At 40.9% G+C, this 21,285-nt stretch carries 17 protein-coding genes; 10 read left to right on the top strand and 7 right to left on the bottom strand.

From position 1 onward, the window contains the following. Together EKM98_RS07495 and EKM98_RS07490 are read left to right on the top strand one after the other, a co-directional pair. The coding region (locus tag EKM98_RS07495) for a Cna B-type domain-containing protein (protein WP_125981758.1) at window positions 1–1,068 on the top strand (1,068 nt) is incomplete at its 5' end. A 338-nt stretch (window positions 1,069–1,406) separates the two neighbouring features. Continuing rightward, window positions 1,407–1,886, top strand: a complete 480-nt coding sequence (locus EKM98_RS07490) for a PTS sugar transporter subunit IIA (RefSeq protein ID WP_125981756.1) — start codon at window positions 1,407–1,409, stop codon at window positions 1,884–1,886. 610 nt (window positions 1,887–2,496) lie between these two features. Here the strand turns inward: EKM98_RS07490 and EKM98_RS07485 are convergent. The 4 genes from EKM98_RS07485 to EKM98_RS07470 form a co-directional block, all read right to left on the bottom strand. After that, window positions 2,497–3,477: a LacI family DNA-binding transcriptional regulator gene (locus EKM98_RS07485; RefSeq protein WP_125981754.1), complete on the bottom strand. Its 981-nt coding sequence runs from the start codon at window positions 3,475–3,477 to the stop codon at window positions 2,497–2,499. A gap of 410 nt (window positions 3,478–3,887) precedes the next feature. Next, window positions 3,888–4,712 (bottom strand): Cof-type HAD-IIB family hydrolase, encoded by an 825-nt coding sequence (locus EKM98_RS07480; RefSeq protein ID WP_125981752.1) that lies wholly within the window; start codon window positions 4,710–4,712, stop codon window positions 3,888–3,890. Between the two features lie 156 nt (window positions 4,713–4,868). Beyond that, complete coding sequence (locus tag EKM98_RS07475) at window positions 4,869–5,171, bottom strand: OB-fold protein (protein ID WP_125981750.1); 303 nt, start codon at window positions 5,169–5,171, stop codon at window positions 4,869–4,871. Between the two features lie 91 nt (window positions 5,172–5,262). Further along, window positions 5,263–7,308, bottom strand: coding sequence for a HelD family protein (locus EKM98_RS07470; protein ID WP_125981748.1), 2,046 nt, complete (start codon window positions 7,306–7,308; stop codon window positions 5,263–5,265). Window positions 7,309–8,299: 991 nt separating this feature from the next. Between EKM98_RS07470 and EKM98_RS07465 the strand changes: the two genes are divergently transcribed. Both EKM98_RS07465 and EKM98_RS07460 read left to right on the top strand, forming a co-directional pair. Continuing rightward, window positions 8,300–9,241 (top strand): tyrosine-type recombinase/integrase, encoded by a 942-nt coding sequence (locus EKM98_RS07465; protein ID WP_125981746.1) that lies wholly within the window; start codon window positions 8,300–8,302, stop codon window positions 9,239–9,241. A gap of 25 nt (window positions 9,242–9,266) precedes the next feature. Then, window positions 9,267–10,325 carry a D-alanine--D-alanine ligase family protein gene (locus tag EKM98_RS07460; protein WP_125981744.1) on the top strand — a complete coding sequence of 353 codons (1,059 nt, stop codon included), beginning with the start codon at window positions 9,267–9,269 and terminating at the stop codon, window positions 10,323–10,325. On the opposite strand, the gene EKM98_RS07455 is transcribed toward EKM98_RS07460, so the two are convergent. Next, complete coding sequence (locus EKM98_RS07455; RefSeq protein WP_125981743.1) at window positions 10,322–12,700, bottom strand: hypothetical protein; 2,379 nt, start codon at window positions 12,698–12,700, stop codon at window positions 10,322–10,324. The genes EKM98_RS07460 and EKM98_RS07455 overlap by 4 nt on opposite strands. A 549-nt stretch (window positions 12,701–13,249) precedes the next feature. On the opposite strand from EKM98_RS07455, the gene EKM98_RS07450 reads away from it, so the two are divergent. Further along, a complete protein-coding gene (locus EKM98_RS07450) occupies window positions 13,250–13,927 on the top strand; it encodes a CPBP family intramembrane glutamic endopeptidase (protein ID WP_125981741.1) in 678 nt (225 codons plus the stop codon). Window positions 13,928–14,166: 239 nt separating this feature from the next. Here the strand turns inward: EKM98_RS07450 and EKM98_RS07445 are convergent, their stop codons facing one another. Further along, window positions 14,167–14,742, bottom strand: a complete 576-nt coding sequence (locus EKM98_RS07445; RefSeq protein WP_125981739.1) for a TetR/AcrR family transcriptional regulator — start codon at window positions 14,740–14,742, stop codon at window positions 14,167–14,169. A gap of 166 nt (window positions 14,743–14,908) precedes the next feature. Between EKM98_RS07445 and EKM98_RS07440 the strand changes: the two genes are divergently transcribed. The 5 genes from EKM98_RS07440 to EKM98_RS07420 all read left to right on the top strand — a co-directional run bounded on the left by EKM98_RS07440 (window position 14,909) and on the right by EKM98_RS07420 (window position 20,094). Then, entirely contained in the window at window positions 14,909–15,925 is a 1,017-nt protein-coding gene (locus EKM98_RS07440) for an amidohydrolase family protein (RefSeq protein WP_125981737.1), read from the top strand. A gap of 12 nt (window positions 15,926–15,937) precedes the next feature. Then, window positions 15,938–16,798, top strand: coding sequence for an MBL fold metallo-hydrolase (locus EKM98_RS07435; protein ID WP_125981735.1), 861 nt, complete (start codon window positions 15,938–15,940; stop codon window positions 16,796–16,798). A gap of 492 nt (window positions 16,799–17,290) precedes the next feature. Beyond that, entirely contained in the window at window positions 17,291–17,923 is a 633-nt protein-coding gene (locus tag EKM98_RS07430; protein ID WP_164512671.1) for a nuclear transport factor 2 family protein, read from the top strand. Between the two features lie 272 nt (window positions 17,924–18,195). Further along, window positions 18,196–18,735, top strand: coding sequence for a phenolic acid decarboxylase (locus tag EKM98_RS07425; RefSeq protein WP_125981731.1), 540 nt, complete (start codon window positions 18,196–18,198; stop codon window positions 18,733–18,735). Between the two features lie 798 nt (window positions 18,736–19,533). Then, complete coding sequence (locus EKM98_RS07420) at window positions 19,534–20,094, top strand: PadR family transcriptional regulator (RefSeq protein ID WP_125981729.1); 561 nt, start codon at window positions 19,534–19,536, stop codon at window positions 20,092–20,094. A 271-nt stretch (window positions 20,095–20,365) separates the two neighbouring features. Here EKM98_RS07420 and EKM98_RS07415 read toward each other — a convergent pair whose 3' ends face one another. Beyond that, window positions 20,366–21,121 (bottom strand): SDR family oxidoreductase, encoded by a 756-nt coding sequence (locus tag EKM98_RS07415; protein WP_125981727.1) that lies wholly within the window; start codon window positions 21,119–21,121, stop codon window positions 20,366–20,368. Window positions 21,122–21,285: the final 164 nt, after the last annotated feature.

Genomic DNA, 21,285 nt, shown 5'->3' with positions numbered 1-21,285 from the left:
TGGCAGTATAGCTTTAAGAATTTGGATAAGTATGACGCTCAAGGTAAGTTGATTACTTACACCACTAAAGAAGCGACAGTACCAGATTACAGCAGTACGCAAAAAGGCGATAATTTCACCAACACCTTGAAATCTGGCACAACGACAGTAAATGGGACTAAGACGTGGGTTGATGACAATAACGCCAACAACACACGGCCAAAGAGTATCACTGTTGACTTGTATAAGAATGGTAATAAAGTTTCGAGTAAGCAAGTGACAGCGGCCGATGATTGGCAGTATAGCTTTAAGAATTTGGATAAGTATGACGCTCAAGGTAAGTTGATTACTTACACCACTAAAGAAGCGACGGTACCAGATTACAGTAGTACGCAAAAGGGTGATAATTTTACCAATACCTTGAAATCTGGCACAACATCAGTAAATGGGACGAAGACGTGGGTTGATGACAACAATGCCACTAACACGCGGCCGAGGAGTATCACTGTTGACTTGTATAAGAATGGTAATAAAGTTTCGAGTAAGCAAGTAACGGCGGCCGATGATTGGCAGTATAGTTTCACAGGTTTGGATAAATACGACAATCAAGGTAAGCTGATTACCTATACGACTAAGGAAGAAGCGGTTAAGGATTACACGAGTGAGCAAAATGGTTTCAACTTTACTAATACTTTGACGGTAACGGGGAAACCACATGTACCTGGGAAACCAAATCAACCTAATAAGCCGAACAAGCCGAACAAACCAACTCAGCCGGCAAAACCGAATCAGCCAAATCAACCGACGCAACCGGCAAAACCCAACAAGCCAAATAAACCAACGCCAGCGGTTAAGCCAAATACGCCAGGTCAACCGACGCAACCGGCAAAGGTAAATCAACCTAGTCAACCGGCACAGACGAAGAAGACTAAGCAATCGGTTAAGCGGCAAACGACTGCTAAGCGAAAAGGATTATTACGCTTGTTACCACAAACTGGTGAAGTAGCATCAACTATTTTTATTGGCTTAGGAATCCTGATTCTTGGTGGCGTTGCTTGGTTTGTACGGCGGCGACATTCACGAGTTTAGTTTATTGATAGTTAGTTTAAGGGAGTGGGACAAAAGTCGGTTTTGGATCAGCTGTAGTTAGGCATGTGAACCCAGACTTTTGGCGCGCGTTCTAGAGCAATGTTCGGAAACAAGAAAGGACTAGGACTTTTGTCTCAGCCCTTTTTTGTGCTGGAGATTTTTTGGAGGAAAAAGCGGCAGGTTAAGGTTTTCATGAACCTATTTACAGTGGAAATTAAATTTTGAATTTTGCGCCAAAACTTTCTAAAGAGTTTTACGCTAAACCCTTGACCTGAAACGCGTTCCATCAGTTATCGTGAACTTGTGGTAAACAAATAAGGTTAAGGAAGGCGAAATCAATGAGTATATTTTTATTGACGAAGAAAACCAAGTTTTTTGCACCAGTTAACGGGAAATTAGAGGCGTTAAGCGAAGTGGCCGATCCAAACATTGCTAATGGCAAGATGGATGTTGGTTATGCGGTGGAACCGACTGATGGTGCGGTTTATAGTCCGGTGAACGGCGAAGTGACTTCGTTGTTTCCGACGCATCACGCATTGGGTCTCAAAGTTGGTGCTTTAGAAATTTTGCTTAACTTAGGCGTTGACACTGCTGAATTGAATGGCATGCCGTTTAAAATGCAGGTCAAGGTCGGCGATCAAGTGACACCAGAGACACAGTTGGCAACGATGGATTTGCAACAAATCAAAACTGCTGGCAAGGCAACAACGGTTTCAGTTTTGATTTTCAATGCCGCCGATAAATTGGATAATTTCAAATGCAGTGCTGCCAAAGACGTTACTGCCGGTGCCTTAGTTGGTAAAGGTGCAGAACGTTAATATTAGTGGGAGTGGGCTAAAGGTCGGTTTTGGGTTTACTGCGTAACGTAAGTCAATCCCATAACCGTACTATGGTTATGGGATTGGCTATAGTTAGGCACGTGAACCCGGACTTTTGGCGCACGTTCTAGAATAATGATCGAAAATAGTGAGAGGCCAGGATTTTTTCCCGGTCTCTTTTTGGCGCACAAAAAAACCTGACTCGCGATTGCGAATCAGGCTAGTGCGTGTTTGTTTGGGAGAACGTTTAATGATTGTTTTTTACAGATTTGGCGGAAACGTGTTTGAAAAAGCAGCTTCCTGCGGTTAGCAACGATCTATTGCTTGTTAATTCTAGCAAGTATTTGGGAAATTCTCTTACTAGTAATATTTCGGACTAAGTTTGCGTAAACGTGTCTAAAAAGGCAGATTCCTGCGGTTGCCATGTTTCAACTTGGCGGTTTTCGCTGTAGTTGAATGGACAACGGATGGAGCATCAAGATTATTAGCGTACTTAAGCTAATAATCCTCAATTGCGGAATAGTGGCTACAACAGCCAAATCACCTTTTTCAAAGGTAATTCGTCTGTTTAGGCCAATCCTCAGAATCTGAGCGCCTTTTGAGACACTCTCTAATTAATAAATGTATTCGATGTTAAATCGATTTTATTGTTAATAATGAAGTCGGAGTGCATTTTTATTTTGCGGATATTATTGCCTGATTCAAGCACGAGCTGTAGGGCCTGTCCGCCGATTTCATAAAAGTGGGGATCAATCGTTGGAATTGCGCTGGTAACACCAGATATTTGGTGACCTTGGCCAATTAGTCCTGGTACCGGCAGCTGCTGATCGACGTAATATTGGCGGACGCCACTGATGATATCGTCGCCGTTGCCGAAAATATATTGTAGGTCAGTGGTATTTTTGACCAATTTTTCTGCGGCTAAATAACCAGCGGCAGGGGTACTGATTCCAGTGATCATAAAATTATCTGGTGGAAGCCTACCGTAAACTTGGGCGAAGGTTTTTAAAGTGATGCTACTAGTGGCACTAACGCCGGCGCGACGACTGAATAAAAGGGCGATTCGTTCAATCCGTTTTTGTTTCAACCATTTGAAGGCCGCGGTGTAGGCAGATTCGCGATCAGAAAAAACCGAACTTAATTGCGTATCGCCAGTATCCTCGCAGCAAACAATCGGCCCGTACTGGTTATATTTTTCTAAACGTTCCAGCGGGATGCCGTGTGAAGTGATGATCAAGCCATCGTATTCCTTACGCTTTAGTTGCTCCAAATAGTGCATTTCCAGCGCTTCATCGTACTCAGATGGCAAAAGGATCAAACTGTAATCAGCAGCGAAGGCAGCGTCCATAATGCCGTTGAGAATTTTAGAAAAATAGGGATCACGAATATGCGGTAAAATAACGCCAATTTTGTGCGTTCTACCGGTGCTAAGATCACGGGCGATTGCGTTAGGCACGTAATCCAAATCGTGGATCACCCGATTTATTTTCAATTGTGCGGCCTTAGAGACGTAGCCGCTTTGATTAATTGCCCGCGAGATCGTGGAAATCGAATAACCACTAATCCGAGCAACATCACGAATTGTTGCCATTTAATTACCTCATTTAATAAGAGAGTGTTTGAAAAAGCGTCCAGCTTCTGAGGATTAGCCTAAACAGCCAAATTATCTGTGAAACAGATGATTTGGCTGTTGTAGCTAACCGCAGGAAGCTGCTTTTTCAAACACGTTTACGCTAAATCAGCCTAAAAGACTAGTAAAAAGCATTTTTCAAATATGACCTAGATTGACGAATTATCTGTGAAACAGATGATTTGGCGATCGTAGCTACTATTCCGCAATTGAGGATTATTAGCTTAAGTACGCTAATAATCTTGATGCTCCATACGTTGTCCATTCAACTAAGGCAAAAACCGCCAAGTTGAAACATGGCAACCGCAGGAAGCTGCTTTTTTTGCCACGTTTACGCTAAATCGGCCAGAAAAACTACTACCCCAGTCACCCTAAACGTTAACCAAATTATGCCTGATCAAATGATCCAGCGCATAACTGACGCCATTTTCATCGTTGGTTTTAGTGACGAAAACGTCTTTTGTTTTGAGATCGTCAAACGCATTACCCATCACGATCGGGTAGCCGACCATTTCCAGCATGGATAAGTCGTTATAGCCGTCGCCAAAGGCCGTGGCTTCTCGCGCCGCTAAATGTTCTGCTTGCAGAATATAGTTGATGCCGCGGGATTTTTTGGCCTGTTCGCTGGTGATTTCTAAGCAATAGTCACCTGATTGTTGAATGCTGACGCCGGCAATGTTGAGTTTGGCCAGAAAATCGATTAAGGCAGCCATTTTGTTTAGGTCAAAAGTGAGCAACATGATTTTGAAAACGTCATGGTGGTGCTGACTGAAAAAGGTCGTCGTTTTCAACTGGGTGACCGGCTGATGATTCAAGTTTTGAGCGTAGCGAATGCCTTTATCAATACGTTCAGTATACCAGTTATGCAAATCATAAAAACTGAGGCTAACCTGCGGAAAATAGAGCTTCAGCACCGTTAGCAGGCGGCCGGCCAAATTGAAATCGATCGTACTTTGGCTAAGGACCTCCAATTTGCTAGCGCTGGGTTTGAAAACCAGGCCGCCGTTAAAGGCAATCTGCGGTGTACTTAGATTTAATTTAGTGATAATGCTCGCCATTTCTTGTGGCGCTCGCGCCGAGACCAAGGTTAGTGGCAGCTTGCAGGCGCTAATCGCCTTTTGGTTGACCGCAGAGACTTGGCCAGCGCTGTTTAAAAGTGTGCCGTCCAAGTCCGAAAAAATATGTTGAATTGTCATGTTGCTCGCGCTCCCTTATGTTTTGTCCAGTATAAATTGTGGAACGCGTTCCATGTCAAATTAAATTAATTTCTGAAAGTTTTGTATGGTGTGCAAATGAAAGTCTAGAGAAGGCCTGAAAAATACTTTTAATGGTATTTTTCTAACTAATCTAGTTTAATCGCTAACTTCATCAACCGTGCAGTGCTTCAACACGACAACTCCTTGGGTGAAGCCTTCCGCGTGTCCTGTAATTTCAATTTGATTGCCGCTTTGTGCGCCGGCAAAATCTGAAACAACGCAAATTACCCAGGCTTTGCCGTCGTTCGGATTTCCAATTTCGATTGAGGGTAGGCCGTATGAGTCAGGGCCGACGTAGGTGACGGTTCCAGTTACTGTGACCATTTGGTTATCGTAAGTACTATTGTGTAGGCCTTCGTAGCTTTCGTAAAGTGTTTCAGCGTTAATTTTTTGTGACATATTAATGATCTCCTCTTTATTTTTTGGTATTCTGTTCTGTTAATAATGGCGTTAAAGTTTGGTTGGCCAAAATGCAAATGTGGTGTGTGGCTCAAGAAATGGCCGTGTATAGCCGGTGACGAGCAATTGTGTTAGCAGGGTACAAGGTTTGTTTTAAATCAGGAATAATGACGCGATCAAACTCAAGCCCTTTTGCAAGTTGTAACGTGATTAAAATAGTTCCTTGGGTTGGCAAGCGGCTATTTTGTTTGATCACAACATGGGGGATTGGCGCCAACGTTTGGGCTAGCCAGTCAAGTTGTGCGTTATTTTCAGCGATGACGGCGGTTAAACCAGCACTGGTCGTAAAATCCGTCACTAATTTTTTTAAATCCTGTTGGTAGGCGTGATCCGATGTCGCAATCTTAATCGTTGGCTCTCGTCCAGCCGCCTGGACAGAGGTCGTTTTAATTGATTGTTTGGTTGCCGAAAGTTTAGTGAACAGCGCCGTAATCTCAGGAGTTGAACGGTAACTAGTTAACAAGCGGCAAGTTGCCACAAGCGGCCTTGTTTTTTCGAAAAGTGTTTTGATCTGACCGAAAGAGGCGTTACCAGCATTAATCGCTTGATTTTCATCACCTAACAACATAAAGTGGGCTTGCTTAAAAAAACGATTTAAAATCATTAATTGGGCTTCTGAATAATCCTGAATTTCATCAATCATGACGAACTTGGCTCGTGAATTACCATAGCCAGTTAAAATGATTTTGAGGTAAAGCCACTCCTCTAGTGTGATTGTTGGTTGCTGCAATAGGCGTTGACCCAGTTGTTCAAAAGATAACCACTGGCTTTCGTTGATCGCCGTATAGAGTTGTTGGTAGCGAAATTTTTGATGCTGATAAGTCCGCTGATAAATTTCTTTTTCTGTTTGCGGATTAATTTGCTGCTGGAAAATACGTTCTTGTTGCTGTTCGCTAAGCTCTAACATCGCATCTTGGGCACCTCGCGTATGAGCTTGTTGGGCCAAGCGCCGGTTTAGTTGTTGTGTTAGTTCAGTCCGAATTGCCGTAATTCGTCTGGGACCCACCACAATCTGGTTGAACTGTTCGGCGATAGTTTGCAGTTGTTTTGCTGAAAGAATCGTTTCAGCGCCTAATTTGAGCGAGTTAAAGTCAGTTTCCGCAAACTTCAAAGTGGTGAGGCGCCGCTCAAGTTGAACTAACTTTTGGCCGTCCGTCGCTGTTGCGGTAAAGTGGCGCTGGGAAAGTCCTAATTGCTCAATGAATTGGTCCCAGGTCAAGTTAATGGGGTTGCGCTCACCTAAATTTGGCAGCACGGTGCTGATATACTGCTGAAAGATGGTATTGGGCGTAAACAAGTAGATGTCGTCTGGTAAGAGCTCACCGCGCTTTTGGTACAGCAGGTAAGCAATTCGCTGGAGTAAGACGGATGTTTTTCCACTACCGGCGATTCCGTTCACCAGCAGCACCGGAACATCAGGGTAACGAATAATCGTATTTTGTTCCTTTTGAATGGTGGCCGTGATTGCCTGCATTTTAGTGGTCTGCTGCTTTGAAAGTGAGGCCCGTAAAAGGGGATCTTCAAGGGCAATTGTTGTATCAAAGTAGGTCTGCAACTGATCACGCTGCACTTGGAATTGCCGGCGTAACTTTAAATCAGTGCTAATCGTCCGCTGATTAACGCGGTAGGTGGTTGGGCCGTTTTTTTGATTGTAATAAGTTTCAGCAATCGGGGAACGCCAGTCAATAATTAGCTGCTGATCATTTTCATCCGTCATACCAACAGCACCAATGTAAAAATCCTCTGGGGTCTCGTCATTTGAGAACTGTAAGTTAACTTTTGCAAAATAGGGATGTTCCAGTAAAAGGTTCAACTTATCTAAAGTTGTGGTCGTAATTTCCCGATCAAAATTATAGGTATCGATTTCCCGGTTACGGGATTCAATATCGGCCAGTGTCTCCATTGTTTTGATGTCAGTATCAAAGTTAAGCGCAATATCGCGACCAAGTGTGCTCTTGGCGGCAACGCCTTGCTTTTTCGTTTCAGCTAACTGTTCTTGCAAACCTAGCTGTTTTCGTAGTAATTGTTGGTAGGTTTGCTTAAGTTTTGTTTGTTCAGCGTTGAAAATTTTGTCCATCTACTGGCCTCCAGACAATTTGAAAAAATAAATTGTAATTACAACTATTGCAAGAAGAATAATAGCACATCTAGTTTTATTGTCAAATGAATTATTAGACTTACAACTATATCTAAGTGGCTCATTATTTTTAGTATAAAAAATCTTTTTCTTGGTTGAAGATGGTTTAAAAAAATAATGGTTTTAAGTGCTTTTAAAAAAGTTATTTAGTCATTAAACCATTCTTTAAACTTCTTTCTTTTTAACCCTAACAGTACTAATAACAAATTAGCAGCCCGATTTGTGACCTAAATTGGCCTAATCTCTTCAAAAAAGACGTTTTTTGTAAACTTTACAAAAAATTTGCAAAAAGTTTACAAAAAGTTTCCGTCAATTTTACAAAAAGGCTGAATCGAAATATTGGTTTTGAAAAAAATGGAAGTGGTTAATTGAGAGAAATATGTTCATTTGAAATTTTTAGGTCAAACATGAATTTTAGTATAATAAAAACTTTGATAAAAGGCTCATTTTAAAATAAGGTAGGCATTAGCAAAGACCACTCAAAAGTAAAATTATGGAATGAAGTACAAGCCATATAGCAGTAAGTGATGGATCAAAACCCGGAATGTGACATCAGGCCTAACGCTAATGATTCAAATTCGAGGGGGGAGATGGCCGAGATTTAGCCAATGAAATTTTAAGTATTGCAAGCAGTTTTGAGGGTGGGATAATTTCATTAGTTGTTAGGAGAATGGATCTTAAGTATAAATTCGTGGGGTCTTGATAAAAATGCGGAAGAATAACTTCAAAGAGTTCTGATGTATTTAAGGTAAGGCTACGTTTTAGCATCAAGTAACTGAAGTAAAGTTGTACAAACAGTAGACGGCATGATAGTCTTATCAATTTCGACAGTGGAAACAGTAAATCAAATAATAAAGATTCTAGATATTGAAGCATATTCAATGCGCTATACTTTGAATATGTTTTTTTATTGAAAGGAATTGTTAAGTTTATGCGGATCACTGAGAAGGAACAATATCAAAATTTTATTACTAATTTGAGTCAAAAAGGATTATCGAATAAAAGTATGAAAGCTTATAAAAGTGATATAGATCAATTCATAAAATTTTGTGACAAGGAGGACGGTCTTGAGATCAATGATTTTCAAAGCTTTATTAATCATTTAGTTAAAATGAAATATAAGGATAGTACAATTCATCGAAGAATAATTTCGCTGAAACTATTTGGAAATTTTTTGACGGAAAATAAAATGATTGCAGACTTTGACTCAAAGATACTTAATTATAAGTCACAGAGAAGGCATGACTTACCAAGAGTTCTAAATAATAATGACGTTGGAATGCTGCTGAAGGGTGCTTATGATCAACAGGATCTTGCCAATACACTATTTTCAGAGCTTCAAACAACTAGGAATACTGCAATTATTGAAATGCTCGTTTGTACTGGAATGAGAATTGGTGAAGTAAGCTTAATGAACATTGAGGATTTAGACTTAAATAGCTGGATATTTATTGTTCATGGAAAAGGGAAAAAAGAACGTTTGTTATTTATATCAAGTTATGAAACTCGAGTAGCCATCAAAAGATTTCTAAAAATTAGAAGCAAATATGTGCCAAAAAGTTCTGCATTATTTCTAAACAAATATGGCGATCGTTTGTCCATCTGGTCAATAGAAAATATTTTCTTTAAGTATCGTGATTTAAGCGGAATAAACCGGTCCGCGACACCGCACTATCTCAGACATTCTTTTGCTACGGAATTATTGAATAATGGTGCTGATTTACGGGTTGTCCAAGAACTCCTGGGGCATGCGAGCATTACTACAACACAGATCTATACTGAAATTGCTACTGTTAACAAGGTTAATGCATTAAAGCAATTTAATATGAGGAATACTATAAATTTACGGAATTTAACAAACACCTCCAAATAACTACTAATTATTTGGAGGTGTTTGTTTGTACTATAGAATGACAAAGAATGACCTAAGCAGACTAAGTGATCACGGCCAGAAAAGATTTAAATCACACCAACTTGTTGTAGTTGCCAATATTGTCGGTCAAACAGTAAAACGTGATTTAGAACAACCTGATAGCGATTTCTTTAGTGAGGAGGAAATTATGGAAATTACGAGTGCTTTATCTGAAGTGAGCATTCCATATAAACTTTTAACATCAGAGATGGACTTCACTAAGCAGATTATGAGTGGGCAAATTAATGTAGATCAAGATGTAGTTTGGAACTTAACACGACAAGGTGGAAATGGTAATAAAAAGTCAGTGATTACTAGTCTAGCCGATTTCAATCAAGTATCCTATATTGGTTCTTCAGTTGAGGCCATGAATATTTGCCGAGATAAGCACACTTTTGAACAGCTAATCAAGCCGCTCGAAATCAATATTCCTACATACACCATTACGGATCCAGCTAATTTTCAAGGAACACAACAAATTATTTTTAAGAACGCCAGTGGATCGGCTAGCATTGGTCTAGATGATTCTGAAAGGCCTGTACTTACAGCTAATGAGGTCAACGATAAATTACGCGATTCAATGGGAACAAAAATTGCGGAACGTCTAATTCAAGGTTTTGAGGTGGAAGTGCCTGTCCTTAAGTGCCATGTAGGTGAAAACAAACAGTTTCGTGCGCTATCGCCAGTTGGATTAAGTTTCAATGAACAATATTATTTCAAAAATTCAGTATTAAGTGAAACTCGATCTAATAATTATGATTATGAGTTTTACTCATTGTTTAAAATGTTATGTGGACGTATAAATGTTGATGCTGAGCTCATCGAGTGCCGGCTAATAAATCGAGCCTGTCAGGTCGCAACTTTTCTTAATTTATCCAATTATGCAAGAATTGATTTTCGTGTGACAACCGATGGTCAACTTTACTGTTTTGATATTGCGACTACACCATACGTTATTCAACACTCTTCACCGGTATGGGCTGTCAGTCAAATGAAAGAACAACAATGTAACTTAATAGCTGCAATCTTGGGTACTACAGATTAATCCCAATATTGTAAATCGCTATAAAGTAACAACGATTGGCTAAGTAATGAGCTTTGCCAGGCAGCATTTCTTATCTGTTTTTGATATTTTCTAGTCAAATTACTATAATTCTTAATTGCAGTTGATTCTAATAATTGGTTTAGATTATCAAGACGTCTGTATAACATATCACCCGATTCCAATCCTTCAAATAAGGCTGGAACTTGCAATTTTGCAAGTCGGTTTTGTAATCGATACTTAGATATCGTCCTATTCTTAAACTTAAGCATTAATCGATTGTATTCAACGTAGAATCTATAAAAATCATCCTGTGGAGCATTATTTAACGTGATTGATAGCATGGAAAGGGATTGGGGAATATATTTCATGTCCTCTTCAGCTAATAGTAGTGCTAAATTCATATGAATAACCTTATGACTGGTTTTAGGGATGGGATTAGAGGCTATATCAGTTAATTCAGAATTTGAATAGCAATGTTTGCATAAATAATGAATGACATCTTTGAGTTCTATTTTTCCTTGGAAATACCTTCCGATTGCAAGGTTATTGCAAGCCTTAAATGTCGGTTGTGTATCTTTTAAACATTGATTAAGTTGGTCAATATAAGGAAGATTTTTTTGATTTGAAGGTGAAATGGATCGACACATATCAATACCAACTAGATTTGTCAGTAGCCGAAGTCGTTCACCCTTATTAAGTGACGAGGCTACTTCGTCACTTAATAAGTCCTTCAGTTGTGAGCGCTGTGTTTCCATGTTGTTAAAGACGCCCTCATGTCGTGTCAACATAATTTTAAAGGTAAGTCTGATATCATTAGGCCAGTCTACCTTCGAGTCGTCAAGGAGATAGTGCAAGTCTGCAAACATATGGCCTGAATCGAGATAGTGACGATCAAGATTATAGTTACGAATATCCGGAGCTAATTCTAACCCTAGTCGAAATTGCATCTCATATTCCTCATTTTTGCGGAGTTGTATATATATTGGAATAGCTTCTTCAATTGCAATCGTCAATAACGACTCAATACGAGCTTTTTTAGCATATTGAATTAAAATGAGATAAAACTGTGCCTTGAGCAACAATGGTTCACTGCAATTTAATAATTGATATGATGACTGGCGTAGTGATTCTATATCGGTTGCTTTATCTTTAAGAGTAGCTTCATGTAATTGGACGGCCAATCGTACGTGAGAATTATCACTGTTGTATTGTAAATTAGCAGAATTAACTCTTAGTGCATCTAGGGCAAGAAAACTATCGGTCTCCAACTCACATTCGGCTGCTTTAGCAATCTTCGCGCGAATTGCATAATTCCATGGCATTTTACGTTTAAAAATTTGGTCGATTCTTTTGGCAATATGGTTTGGAATTGGTTTGTCTAATGTTTGATAATAGAGTCTCAAAACTGGTCCTAGGCGATCAATACCCTGAATTGTTTCAATGAGATGTTCCTTCCTCAAATACTTAAAAATATGGAGTGCTTTATCTGCTCCAATCAGCTGTGCTAGATCTTCTTCCGTAGTACCATCATTGAGAAGACGCAATACGGAGTGTACAGTCTTTAAGCAATCTTCTGTAAGAGACAGTCCGGCTATTAGTTTTTTTAAGACATCCCGAAAATTTGTTTTAGACTTCATATTAGCTAATTTAAAAATCATTCCGGGACGCGAACGAAATTGTTTAACGACACTATCAGTATCACAGTGCATCAGCCGCGCAACATTTTTAATTGCCTGACGTATGGCTTTATACGCATTGGAGTCAAGGTCTAATGTCATAACGTTAGGTGGTAATTTGGGCATCTGTGTGACAACCAAGACCAAGCTGTGTTTTAATACGTCCAACTTGGTTACGATCTGTTGAGGTGGGTCACTGAATACTAACAAATAATGTGCATCTTCTTGACTGAGAATAAGATTGATTAACCAGTTATCAAAATTTAGGCTTTTGTACTCATTCTCAATAACAATCAATCGCTTTGAAGTGTTTGCGATAAGGCTTGGAAATATATCTTGCAGTGATGGTGTACTAACTGGACCAAGAGATAGTGATATGTTAAGTAATAATTTTTGTAATGAGTTAACATGATTTTTAGAAAAGATATGTTGTTTGATCTTCTCTCCCCAATACTCTTGGTTTATTTGTCCAGAACTAGAAATTTGACAATCGAAGATTTCCCATTGATCAGAACTCTGATTGGTTGAAGAAATGATGTTGTTAAGAGTTTGCTTTATATGATAATGTTTACCCGCTCCGTCATGACCAATGAGAACACTTTTAGTAGGGATTCCTTTAGGATTATTGTTACCTATAGCTAAGAAACCAAGTTCTTGATCAAGGTGTGTCAATTCTGGATAGGAGAATACTTTTGTCATGAAACACCTCCAAATAATTAGTAGTTATTTATAGATAAACTTTAATAATATTATAGCATTGTAAAAAAATGATTGAGTATATTTTTAATAACTTATAGTTAAGAAAATACTAGGCTTTTTGTGTAAATAGAAAGCCCTCTCCTCCTTACTAAAATATAAAATCTAAAGTATCATATATTATATTGAATCTACTGATCAAATTTGTTGTTATTATCAGGAATGATAGCCATTTATCACATTTTAGAAGTAAATATTTAAAATACCACAGAAAATAGACAGATTATTGTTCATAATAAATTGATTAATTTTTGATCGAGGTACATGAGAAAATGGATAAATTGATTGTTTTAATTGAAGAATACAATAACTATCAATATCGGAAAATACCAGATGAAATACTTTCAGCAGCCTAGTTGCAAAATAGCTCTTCCGCATACCCGCTTTCAACCTCATGCCTGGGACTAGCCCCATTCAATCAATTGGCCGATGTTTTTAATGCAGTCTAAGTCCTACAATTAGATGGATTAGGTTGAATACGGGGGGACGATAATGGGTCAGAAGGTTCAAATACATAATATCTTTATTAATAGCGTTAAGTTTGTTTTATGGCTGTTTATCCATAACATCATGGTTATGCCAATTTTTATTGCCGCATATTTTATTCTAAATCGGGGAATATTGGTTCAAACCATTCTTGCGGTGGTTTGTTCCGCATTAGGAGCCGGAACAGTATTTCTACTCGCACGGCAGTATGAAACTGTCATTAAACAGAAAAATCCACTTCGCATTTCACTAGCGACCATTTTCAAAGAGCGACCGTGGAAGCTCATCTTTACACTGATAATTCTGATAATTTGGATTGCGGTTCAGTACTTTTGGCCTGGTCAAACGTCGGCCGATCAAAACGCAACCGCGAAGTTGCTGGCAATGTACCCAGTTCCAATTTTTATCGTTGTCAGCGTGTTTGGGCCCATTTATGAAGAATTACTGAGCCGAGGAATTTTCTTTGCGTACTTTGTTAAAAGCGATGCTGCGTGGGCCCAATGGACGGGGTTAATTACTAGCGCCATTCTTTTTGGGCTTTTACATAGCGTAACGGTCTCGTGGGCAACTTTGGGCTACATTATTTCAGGCCTAATTCTAGGTGTGATCTATCTTTTAACTAAGAATATCCGCTTTAGTATTCTGGCCCATCTTTTAAGTAACGTTCTGGCAATGCTGCTATAGTGATGGATTTTCTTAATTTTCTAAAAATAGACACTAGACCTTTGCTGATCTTTAAAAATAGAAGCGTTTAACTTACGTTTATTTGCGATTTTTGGTTTTAGGTCGAACACGAATTTCAACAAAATAAAGGCTTCCAAAAAGTTGGTTTTACTGGCTAACTTTTTGGAAGCTTTTTGAATAGATTTTTCTGGCAGCACTGTTTTGCCCAACGCAACACCAAATCAGCGTTGAGCTAAATATCACTCAATATCTTTAAACATCGTCGTCGGTGCCAGCACCAATCGGGTGTAAAGCGCAACGAGATCTTTTTCATTAATTGGGGGATTTTTCAGCATGACTTGCGCGAAACTAATGATGCTGCGGGCCATCATTTCGGCAATGAATGGTGTATGGGATTCGCGGATGTTTTGAAAGTTGTAAACGCGAAGAATGTCACCGGTGATTAGCAGAATAGCTTTTTCCGCCGCGCCGCCCCAGAACATGATTTCCAGTAAGGAACGGTGATTAAGCAGGGTGGTCACAATTAACCGCGCAGAAATTCGGGTTGAATCCGGCGTGCGATCAACCTGTTGTAAAAATTGGTTGATCATCCGTACGCAACTAACTTCGATAATTTCGCTGATACTGCCGTAATGGCGGTAAAAGGTTTGCCGCGCAACATGGGCTTCTTGGCAAAGGCGAGTGACGTGAATCGTGCTGAATTCCTGCTTGGCAAGGTAACAACGTTTAAGTGCGGCAATCAATCGATTTTGCGTTTCTTGTAAGCGTTTATCAACGTGCTGATTATGGGCCAACTGCATTTTGATCGTATTCATTTAAGCACGGCCTCCTTATGTGACAGTTTACCCCATTTTGACATCGAAATGGGGTATTAATTTAGTGTTCAGCTGAGTATTATAGGAACCGTAAAGTAAAAGATATTTCCAAGAAGCAATTGCGAATACGTAAAATGACGTTTAAAAAATTTAGGAGGTAACAATTATGAAATTTATCACACTTGAGGAACATTGGGAATCTGAACGGGTTAACGCGGCGGCAAAGCCTTACATGCCGGCACCAACCAATCCGCATAAGAACCCAGACGACCACAGCATTGAAGAATTTATGGCCAAATCCAAAAAGGACAACACCGAGTTAACCAGTGTTGGCGCTAAACGTTTGGCATTCATGGACGCTAACCAGATTGACAAGCAGATTATGGGTTACGGCGACAATTCACCGCAAAACCTTGATCCAAAGGTAGCCGTTGATTTAGCACGGATGGCCAATGATGATTTGGCCGCGGCGATTGCCACTCACCCGGACCGCTTTGGTGGTTGGGCCGTTTTACCAGTTGGCGATCCTGAAGCAGCCGCAGCAGAACTTGAACGTGCAGTCACGAAAAAAGGGCTGCAAGGCGCGATGATTCATGGCTATTATAATGGCAAATTCTTTGATGATCCATTTTACGAACCAATTTTTGCCAAGGCGGAAGAACTTGATGTTCCTTTATATTTTCATCCAGCAGTCATTCCTGCCGAAATTAGCGAGCACTACTATCAAGGTAGCGGCTGGTCCGAATTAACGGCCTTCACTTTTGCCGGCGCTGGTTGGGGTTGGCATGAGGATCTTGGCGTTCAAATGGTGCGCCTCATTCTGGCAGGCGTCTTTGATCGCCACCCTAATTTACACATCATCACCGGTCACTGGGGGGAAATGGTGCCCAACTTCCTCGAACGAATGGATCAAACCTTGGGATTGACGGCGCACCTGGACCGCAGTATCAGTGAAACTTACCGCGATAATTTTTACATCACGCCAAGTGGGATGTTCTTCAATGCCCAGTTGCAGCTTGATTTAACTGAAGTTGGTAGTGATCATCTGATGTACTCCGTCGATTATCCCTACAATCATCCCACCGGTGCCGCAACCTTTTTGGCCGATGCAGGGCTAAGTGCCGCCGACCAAGAAAAAATTGCGTTCGGGAATGCGACTAAATTACTACATTTAGATAAGTAGGAGGTCTTCACTGTGAACGATTTATATACAATCACCCAAGTCGGGGAGCACGTTTACAACATTACTGAAAACATCACTGACCGGCCGATTAAATTCGCGCAACAACTTGTTGTCGGTGAAGACAAAGCCGCGTTGATTGACGCTAGTTTTGGGATTGACACTGATTTAATCAAGATCATTCGCCAGGTGACCACTAAGCCGATTATTTGTTTGTTAACGCATGGTGACCCAGATCATACTGGCGGCGCATCGTTATTTGAGTCAGTTTACATGAATCCGACCGATGATGAAATTATGAAAGCGGCCTTTGCGCCTGCCGAGCGGCTGCACGATGTGGATATTGCGAGCGGGCACAATCAGGCACTTGTGACGCACATGAAAGAAAAGATGCCAACTGCTGCGTTCTTTAACTATCAGCCCCTGCAGGACGGAGATCGTTTTGATTTAGGGGGCATCACACTTCAGGCGGTCGCATTGCCTGGCCATTCAAAGGGCAGTATGTGTTTTGTTGACGCCGCCAATCACTATGGCTTCACCGGCGACAGTCTGGCCACCGCCGTCATGAGCGAGCTTTACGATACACGCTGCGCAAGTCTGACTGCCTGGGAAAATGCCATTCACCAGCTAAAGGCCATCGTCGGCGATCAGGCGCAACTATTTAGTGGCCATCGCGCAGACGCCTTTCCAGCCGGTAGTTTGACGATGCTGGAAAAAGGAATCGCCGAAATTAAGGCCGGCAAGACAGCAGCCGATCAACCATTAACAAAGATGCCAACCGGTGCCGTTAAAGATACAGAAACAATGCACCCCAGGGCCCACCGCAGCGAGAATAGCCCGTTTATTATTATGTATAATGAATTGAACGTTGATTAGAGTGCCTCAAAACGCGTTTAGATCGCGGAACCTAGCCTAGCTTGCCAATAAGAGCCGCGCAGCGGATCGTTTGGTGAGCGTAGCTAGGTGCAGTGATCTGCGTTTTTAGGCACGTTTAGATTAGAGAGTGTTTGAAAAAGCGCCCAGATTCTGAGGATTACTAACGATGTCGATCGGACTAAGGTGAACCGAAGTCCGAACCGCAGCCTAGATTGACGAATTATCTGTGCAACAGATGATTTGGCGATCGTAGCTACTATTCCGCAATTGAGGATTATTAACCAAAAACGTTAATAATCTTGATACTCCATACGTTGTCCATTCAACTATGGCGAAAAACGCCAAGTTGAAACATGGCAACCGCAGGAAGCTGCTTTTTCAAACACGTTTCCACTAAATTGGCCAAGGCGTGACTAGTAAAGATATTTTTCAAACACGTTTATGCAGGATCAATATAAATATGAACCTATTACCAAAAAAGGAGACCTAGCAATGACAACTAAAAATTTTTATGATGCACCACTGAACCAGCTTGATAAGGCAGCTTTTCAAGATCGTGCTGAAATTCGTGAGTTACTTGAATATGAACGCTACTGCCGTGATAATGGCCTTTATCCACAGGAAGCGGCCTGCTATAGTGATGATGCTCGCATTCACGTTTCTTGGTATGATGGTCCGGCCAAAGGTTATTTTGAAAAGGTTTCTGCCGCAAATGGCGGTGGCGCTAAGCATAAAATAAATAGCACCTCTGTTTGGGTGAATGGCAACAAGGCCATCGGTGAGATGACAGTGATGATGCTGTCGCCACGCACTAAACTTGATGGTCAAGAAGTTGATCTTCATTCATACGCACGCATTTTTTCGCGCCTAAAAAAAGTTAACGGCGTGTGGAAATTAACTGATGGTGATTGCATTTACGAGCGGGACGAATTAATTCCCGCCGTACCAGGACAGGCCATTGCCATCGATACAAAAGAACTTGCGACCTATCGCTCAAGCTATCAAGGCCTGTGTTACATTTTGGCACGAACTGGCTTACAAAGTAGTCAGGATTTACCTGGCGAAGATAAGCCTGAAACGGTCGCCAAACTGTACAATGAGGCAAGCGCTTGGTTCTTTGCATAAACTAGAGAGCATTTGAAAAAATATGTGAAGGTAAAATTTAAATTCAACAACAAAAGCAAAGCGAATGATGGCAATTTTAAAGGTGTTTCAATCTAATTGACTGTTTGATTAGGAAACAATGCCGCATTTGCCGCTAGTAAATAATTCAATCGGAGGATAGAAAACTAATTTCTATCCTCTTTTTAATTGGATTTTTTTAGTCAGTCATTTGACAAATGGAAAATATAGGTTAATATAATCATGTAAATAATTACATGATTGGAGTGCTACAAATGACAGATAAGAAGTTTAAGACTTTAGATGATTTTTTAGGAACACATTTTATTTATACCTATGATAATGGCTGGGAATATGAATGGTACGCGAAAAATGATCACACCGTTGACTACCGAATTCACGGTGGGATGGTCGCTGGCCGCTGGGTGACTGATCAAAAGGCCGACATCGTTTGTTTGACGGAGGGTATTTATAAAATTAGCTGGACCGAACCAACTGGAACGGATGTTGCGCTAGATTTCATGCCTAACGAAAAGAAAATTCACGGTACGATCTTTTTCCCAAAGTGGGTCGAAGAACATCCTGAAATCACTGTGACTTACCAAAATGAACATATTGATTTAATGGAAGAATCACGGGTTAAATACGCAACTTATCCGAAATTAGTTGTTCCTGAATTTGCGCAGATTACTTATATTGGGGACGCCGGACAGAATAACGAGGATGTCATTAGCGAGGCGCCATACGCAAGCCTGCCTGATGAAATTAGAGCAGGGAGCTATTTCGACGAAAACTATCACCGCCGAAATAAATAGCGTTTGGTGAGAGGGTTAGAAGTAAATCTCTAAAGTGACGTAAATGTGCTTGGAAAAGCACTCTGGTTGAAACGTGCTCGAAAAAGCAGATTATTGCGTATAGCTACGCCGGTCGAACGATCCGCTGCGCGTCTCTTTTCGCCTGGCTGCCATGTTTCTTGCGGTGACTGAGGCGAACTTAGTCGAGGAAACACAGTTATGGACTTTATAACTGTGCTCCCTAGTCTTCGCCACAAGAATGGTCAACGTCCGTAGCATCAAAGTATATTAGCGTTCTTTGCTAATATTTTTCCTCTATTGCAGAGCAGTAGGCTATACTCCATAATCTAACCGCTTTTTCAAGGCAGCTCTAATGTAAACGTGCTTGGAAAAGCAGGTTCCTGCGGTTAGCTACGATTGCCAAATCATCTGTTGCACAGATAATTCGTCAATCTAAGCTAATCCTCAGAACCTGAACGCTTTTTCAAGCACTCTGGTTGAAACGTGCTCGAAAAAGCAGATTATTACGTATAGCTACGCCGGTCGAACGATCCGCTGCGCGTCTCTTTTCGCCTGGCTGCCATGTTTCTTGCGGTGACTGAGGCGAACTTAGTCGAGGAAACACAGTTATGGACTTTATAACTGTGCTCCCTAGTCTTCGCCACAAGAATGGTCAACGTCCGTAGCATCAAAGAATATTAGCGTTCTTTGCTAATATACTTCCGCTATTGCGGAGTAGTAGGCTATACTCCATAATCTAACCGCTTTTCCAAGCACTCTGCTATAATTAACGCAATAACTTTAAAAGAGGGATTTGTGGTGGCCAAAAAGAATACGTTGCCTTACATTATTTTGGGTTTATTATCGAAAAGTGAGTTAAGTGGTTACGCGATTCGGACTGCTTTTGAAAATGAGATTGGTGAATTTTGGCAGGCCAAACATAGCCAAATTTACCCTGAATTGAAAAAAATGTTGGCGGCTGACCTCGTTACTTTTCGCACTGAAATTGTTGGTGAAAAATTAGAAAAAAAGCTTTATTCGTTAACTGCAAAGGGAACCACGGTGTTGGCTGACTGGATTCAGTCACCCACTGATGATTTGCCGGTCAGTCACGATGAGTTCGCGTTAAAGCTCTATTTTGTGAGTTCCCAGGCCGATCCAATTATCGCCACGATGATGACCAAACAATTAAGTAACCATCAGCAAAATTTGTCCCACCTAAAGGCGCGGCAACGACTATTATTTAGCACGGCGACTGCGATTAAGACCAACTACGGTCATTATTTAATTTTACGCCGGGCAATTAATCGGGAAACGGATTACGTTGATTGGCTCAAAACTGAGTTGGCCGAACAACAGAAATTCAATAGGCAGGGATAGTTGGTTGGACGTTGAATTTAGGAAATCGTTAGTGAAAATAATTTTCGAAATTCACTCTAGAACGTGCGCCAAAAGTTTGGGTTCACGTGCCTAACTACAGTTAATTTAATGACCATAGTATGGTTATTGAATTAACTTACGTTACGCAGTAAACCAAAAACCGACTTTTGTCCCACTCCCGCAACAGTTTTCAAAATAACCGCAAAAAGCAGCAGCTAATCGTCAAAAATGGCGGTTAACTGCTGCTTTTGCTTTTAGCTATTACGCGGTTTTACCAAGGCAGTGTCCCGGCGTTTTCAGTAAAGGTGCCGGTAGTGCTATTATCCGGGTCGCTAGCGATGGCAACGATGCGGGCGGCGCCTTCTTCAACGGACTGCATTCCTGGAATTTTGGGACTGTCCAGCGGCCGACCACCAAATTCGGTTGCGGTCCAACCTGGATTGACCGAATTAACGGAAATATTTGCATCCCGCAATTCTTTGCTGAGGCTAATTGTGACAAAGTTGACGGCCGCCTTGGAAGCTTGGTAGCCCATGGAACTGACCTTAAAGAAGCGTGAATTGGGATCCGTTGCTAAACCTAATGACCCCATATTGCTGGAAATATTAATAATTTTTGCGGAAGGTGCTTTTTTCAGTAGAGGTAACATTGTCTGGGTGACGTCAATCAGGCCGAAAAAGTTAACGTCGAAGTCTTTGCGAATGTCATCGGTAGGTAGTTGCGAGGCTGGTTGATGATGGTCGGCGGCAATTCCGGCGTTGTTGATCAGGATGCTTAAATAGCCGTATTCTTGCTCGATTGTGTCCGCGGCCGCTTTGATGCTAGCCTTATCAGTAACGTCAAGTTGAACCAGATCAGCTTTGACACCAGCCGCGGCCAATTGGCCAATGGCGTCGTGGCCACGTTCAACATTGCGCGAGCCAACGATAACCCGTTGTCCCTTTTGCCCAAGTTCTTTGGCAGTTTCGAAGCCGACGCCCTTATCGGCACCGGTAATTAAAGTAATTATTTCATGTGTTTCAGCCATAATAGGATCTCCTAGTAGTTTTTTTGATGCTCTAAATAAAGCTGTTAAATTTTATCTGGCTATATAATAAGCTTCTACTCTTTCAATTACAACAATTAGGAAACTATTTATTGTATTTTAAAGCGATGTTAATTATTGCAGTAGGGGAAAAATAATAATGCTCA

This window comes from Loigolactobacillus iwatensis (assembly GCF_003950295.1).
GTDB classification, from domain to species: domain Bacteria; phylum Bacillota; class Bacilli; order Lactobacillales; family Lactobacillaceae; genus Loigolactobacillus; species Loigolactobacillus iwatensis.
Note: the sequence above shows the minus strand (reverse complement) of the source record. Positions and strands in the feature narration are given on the sequence as shown.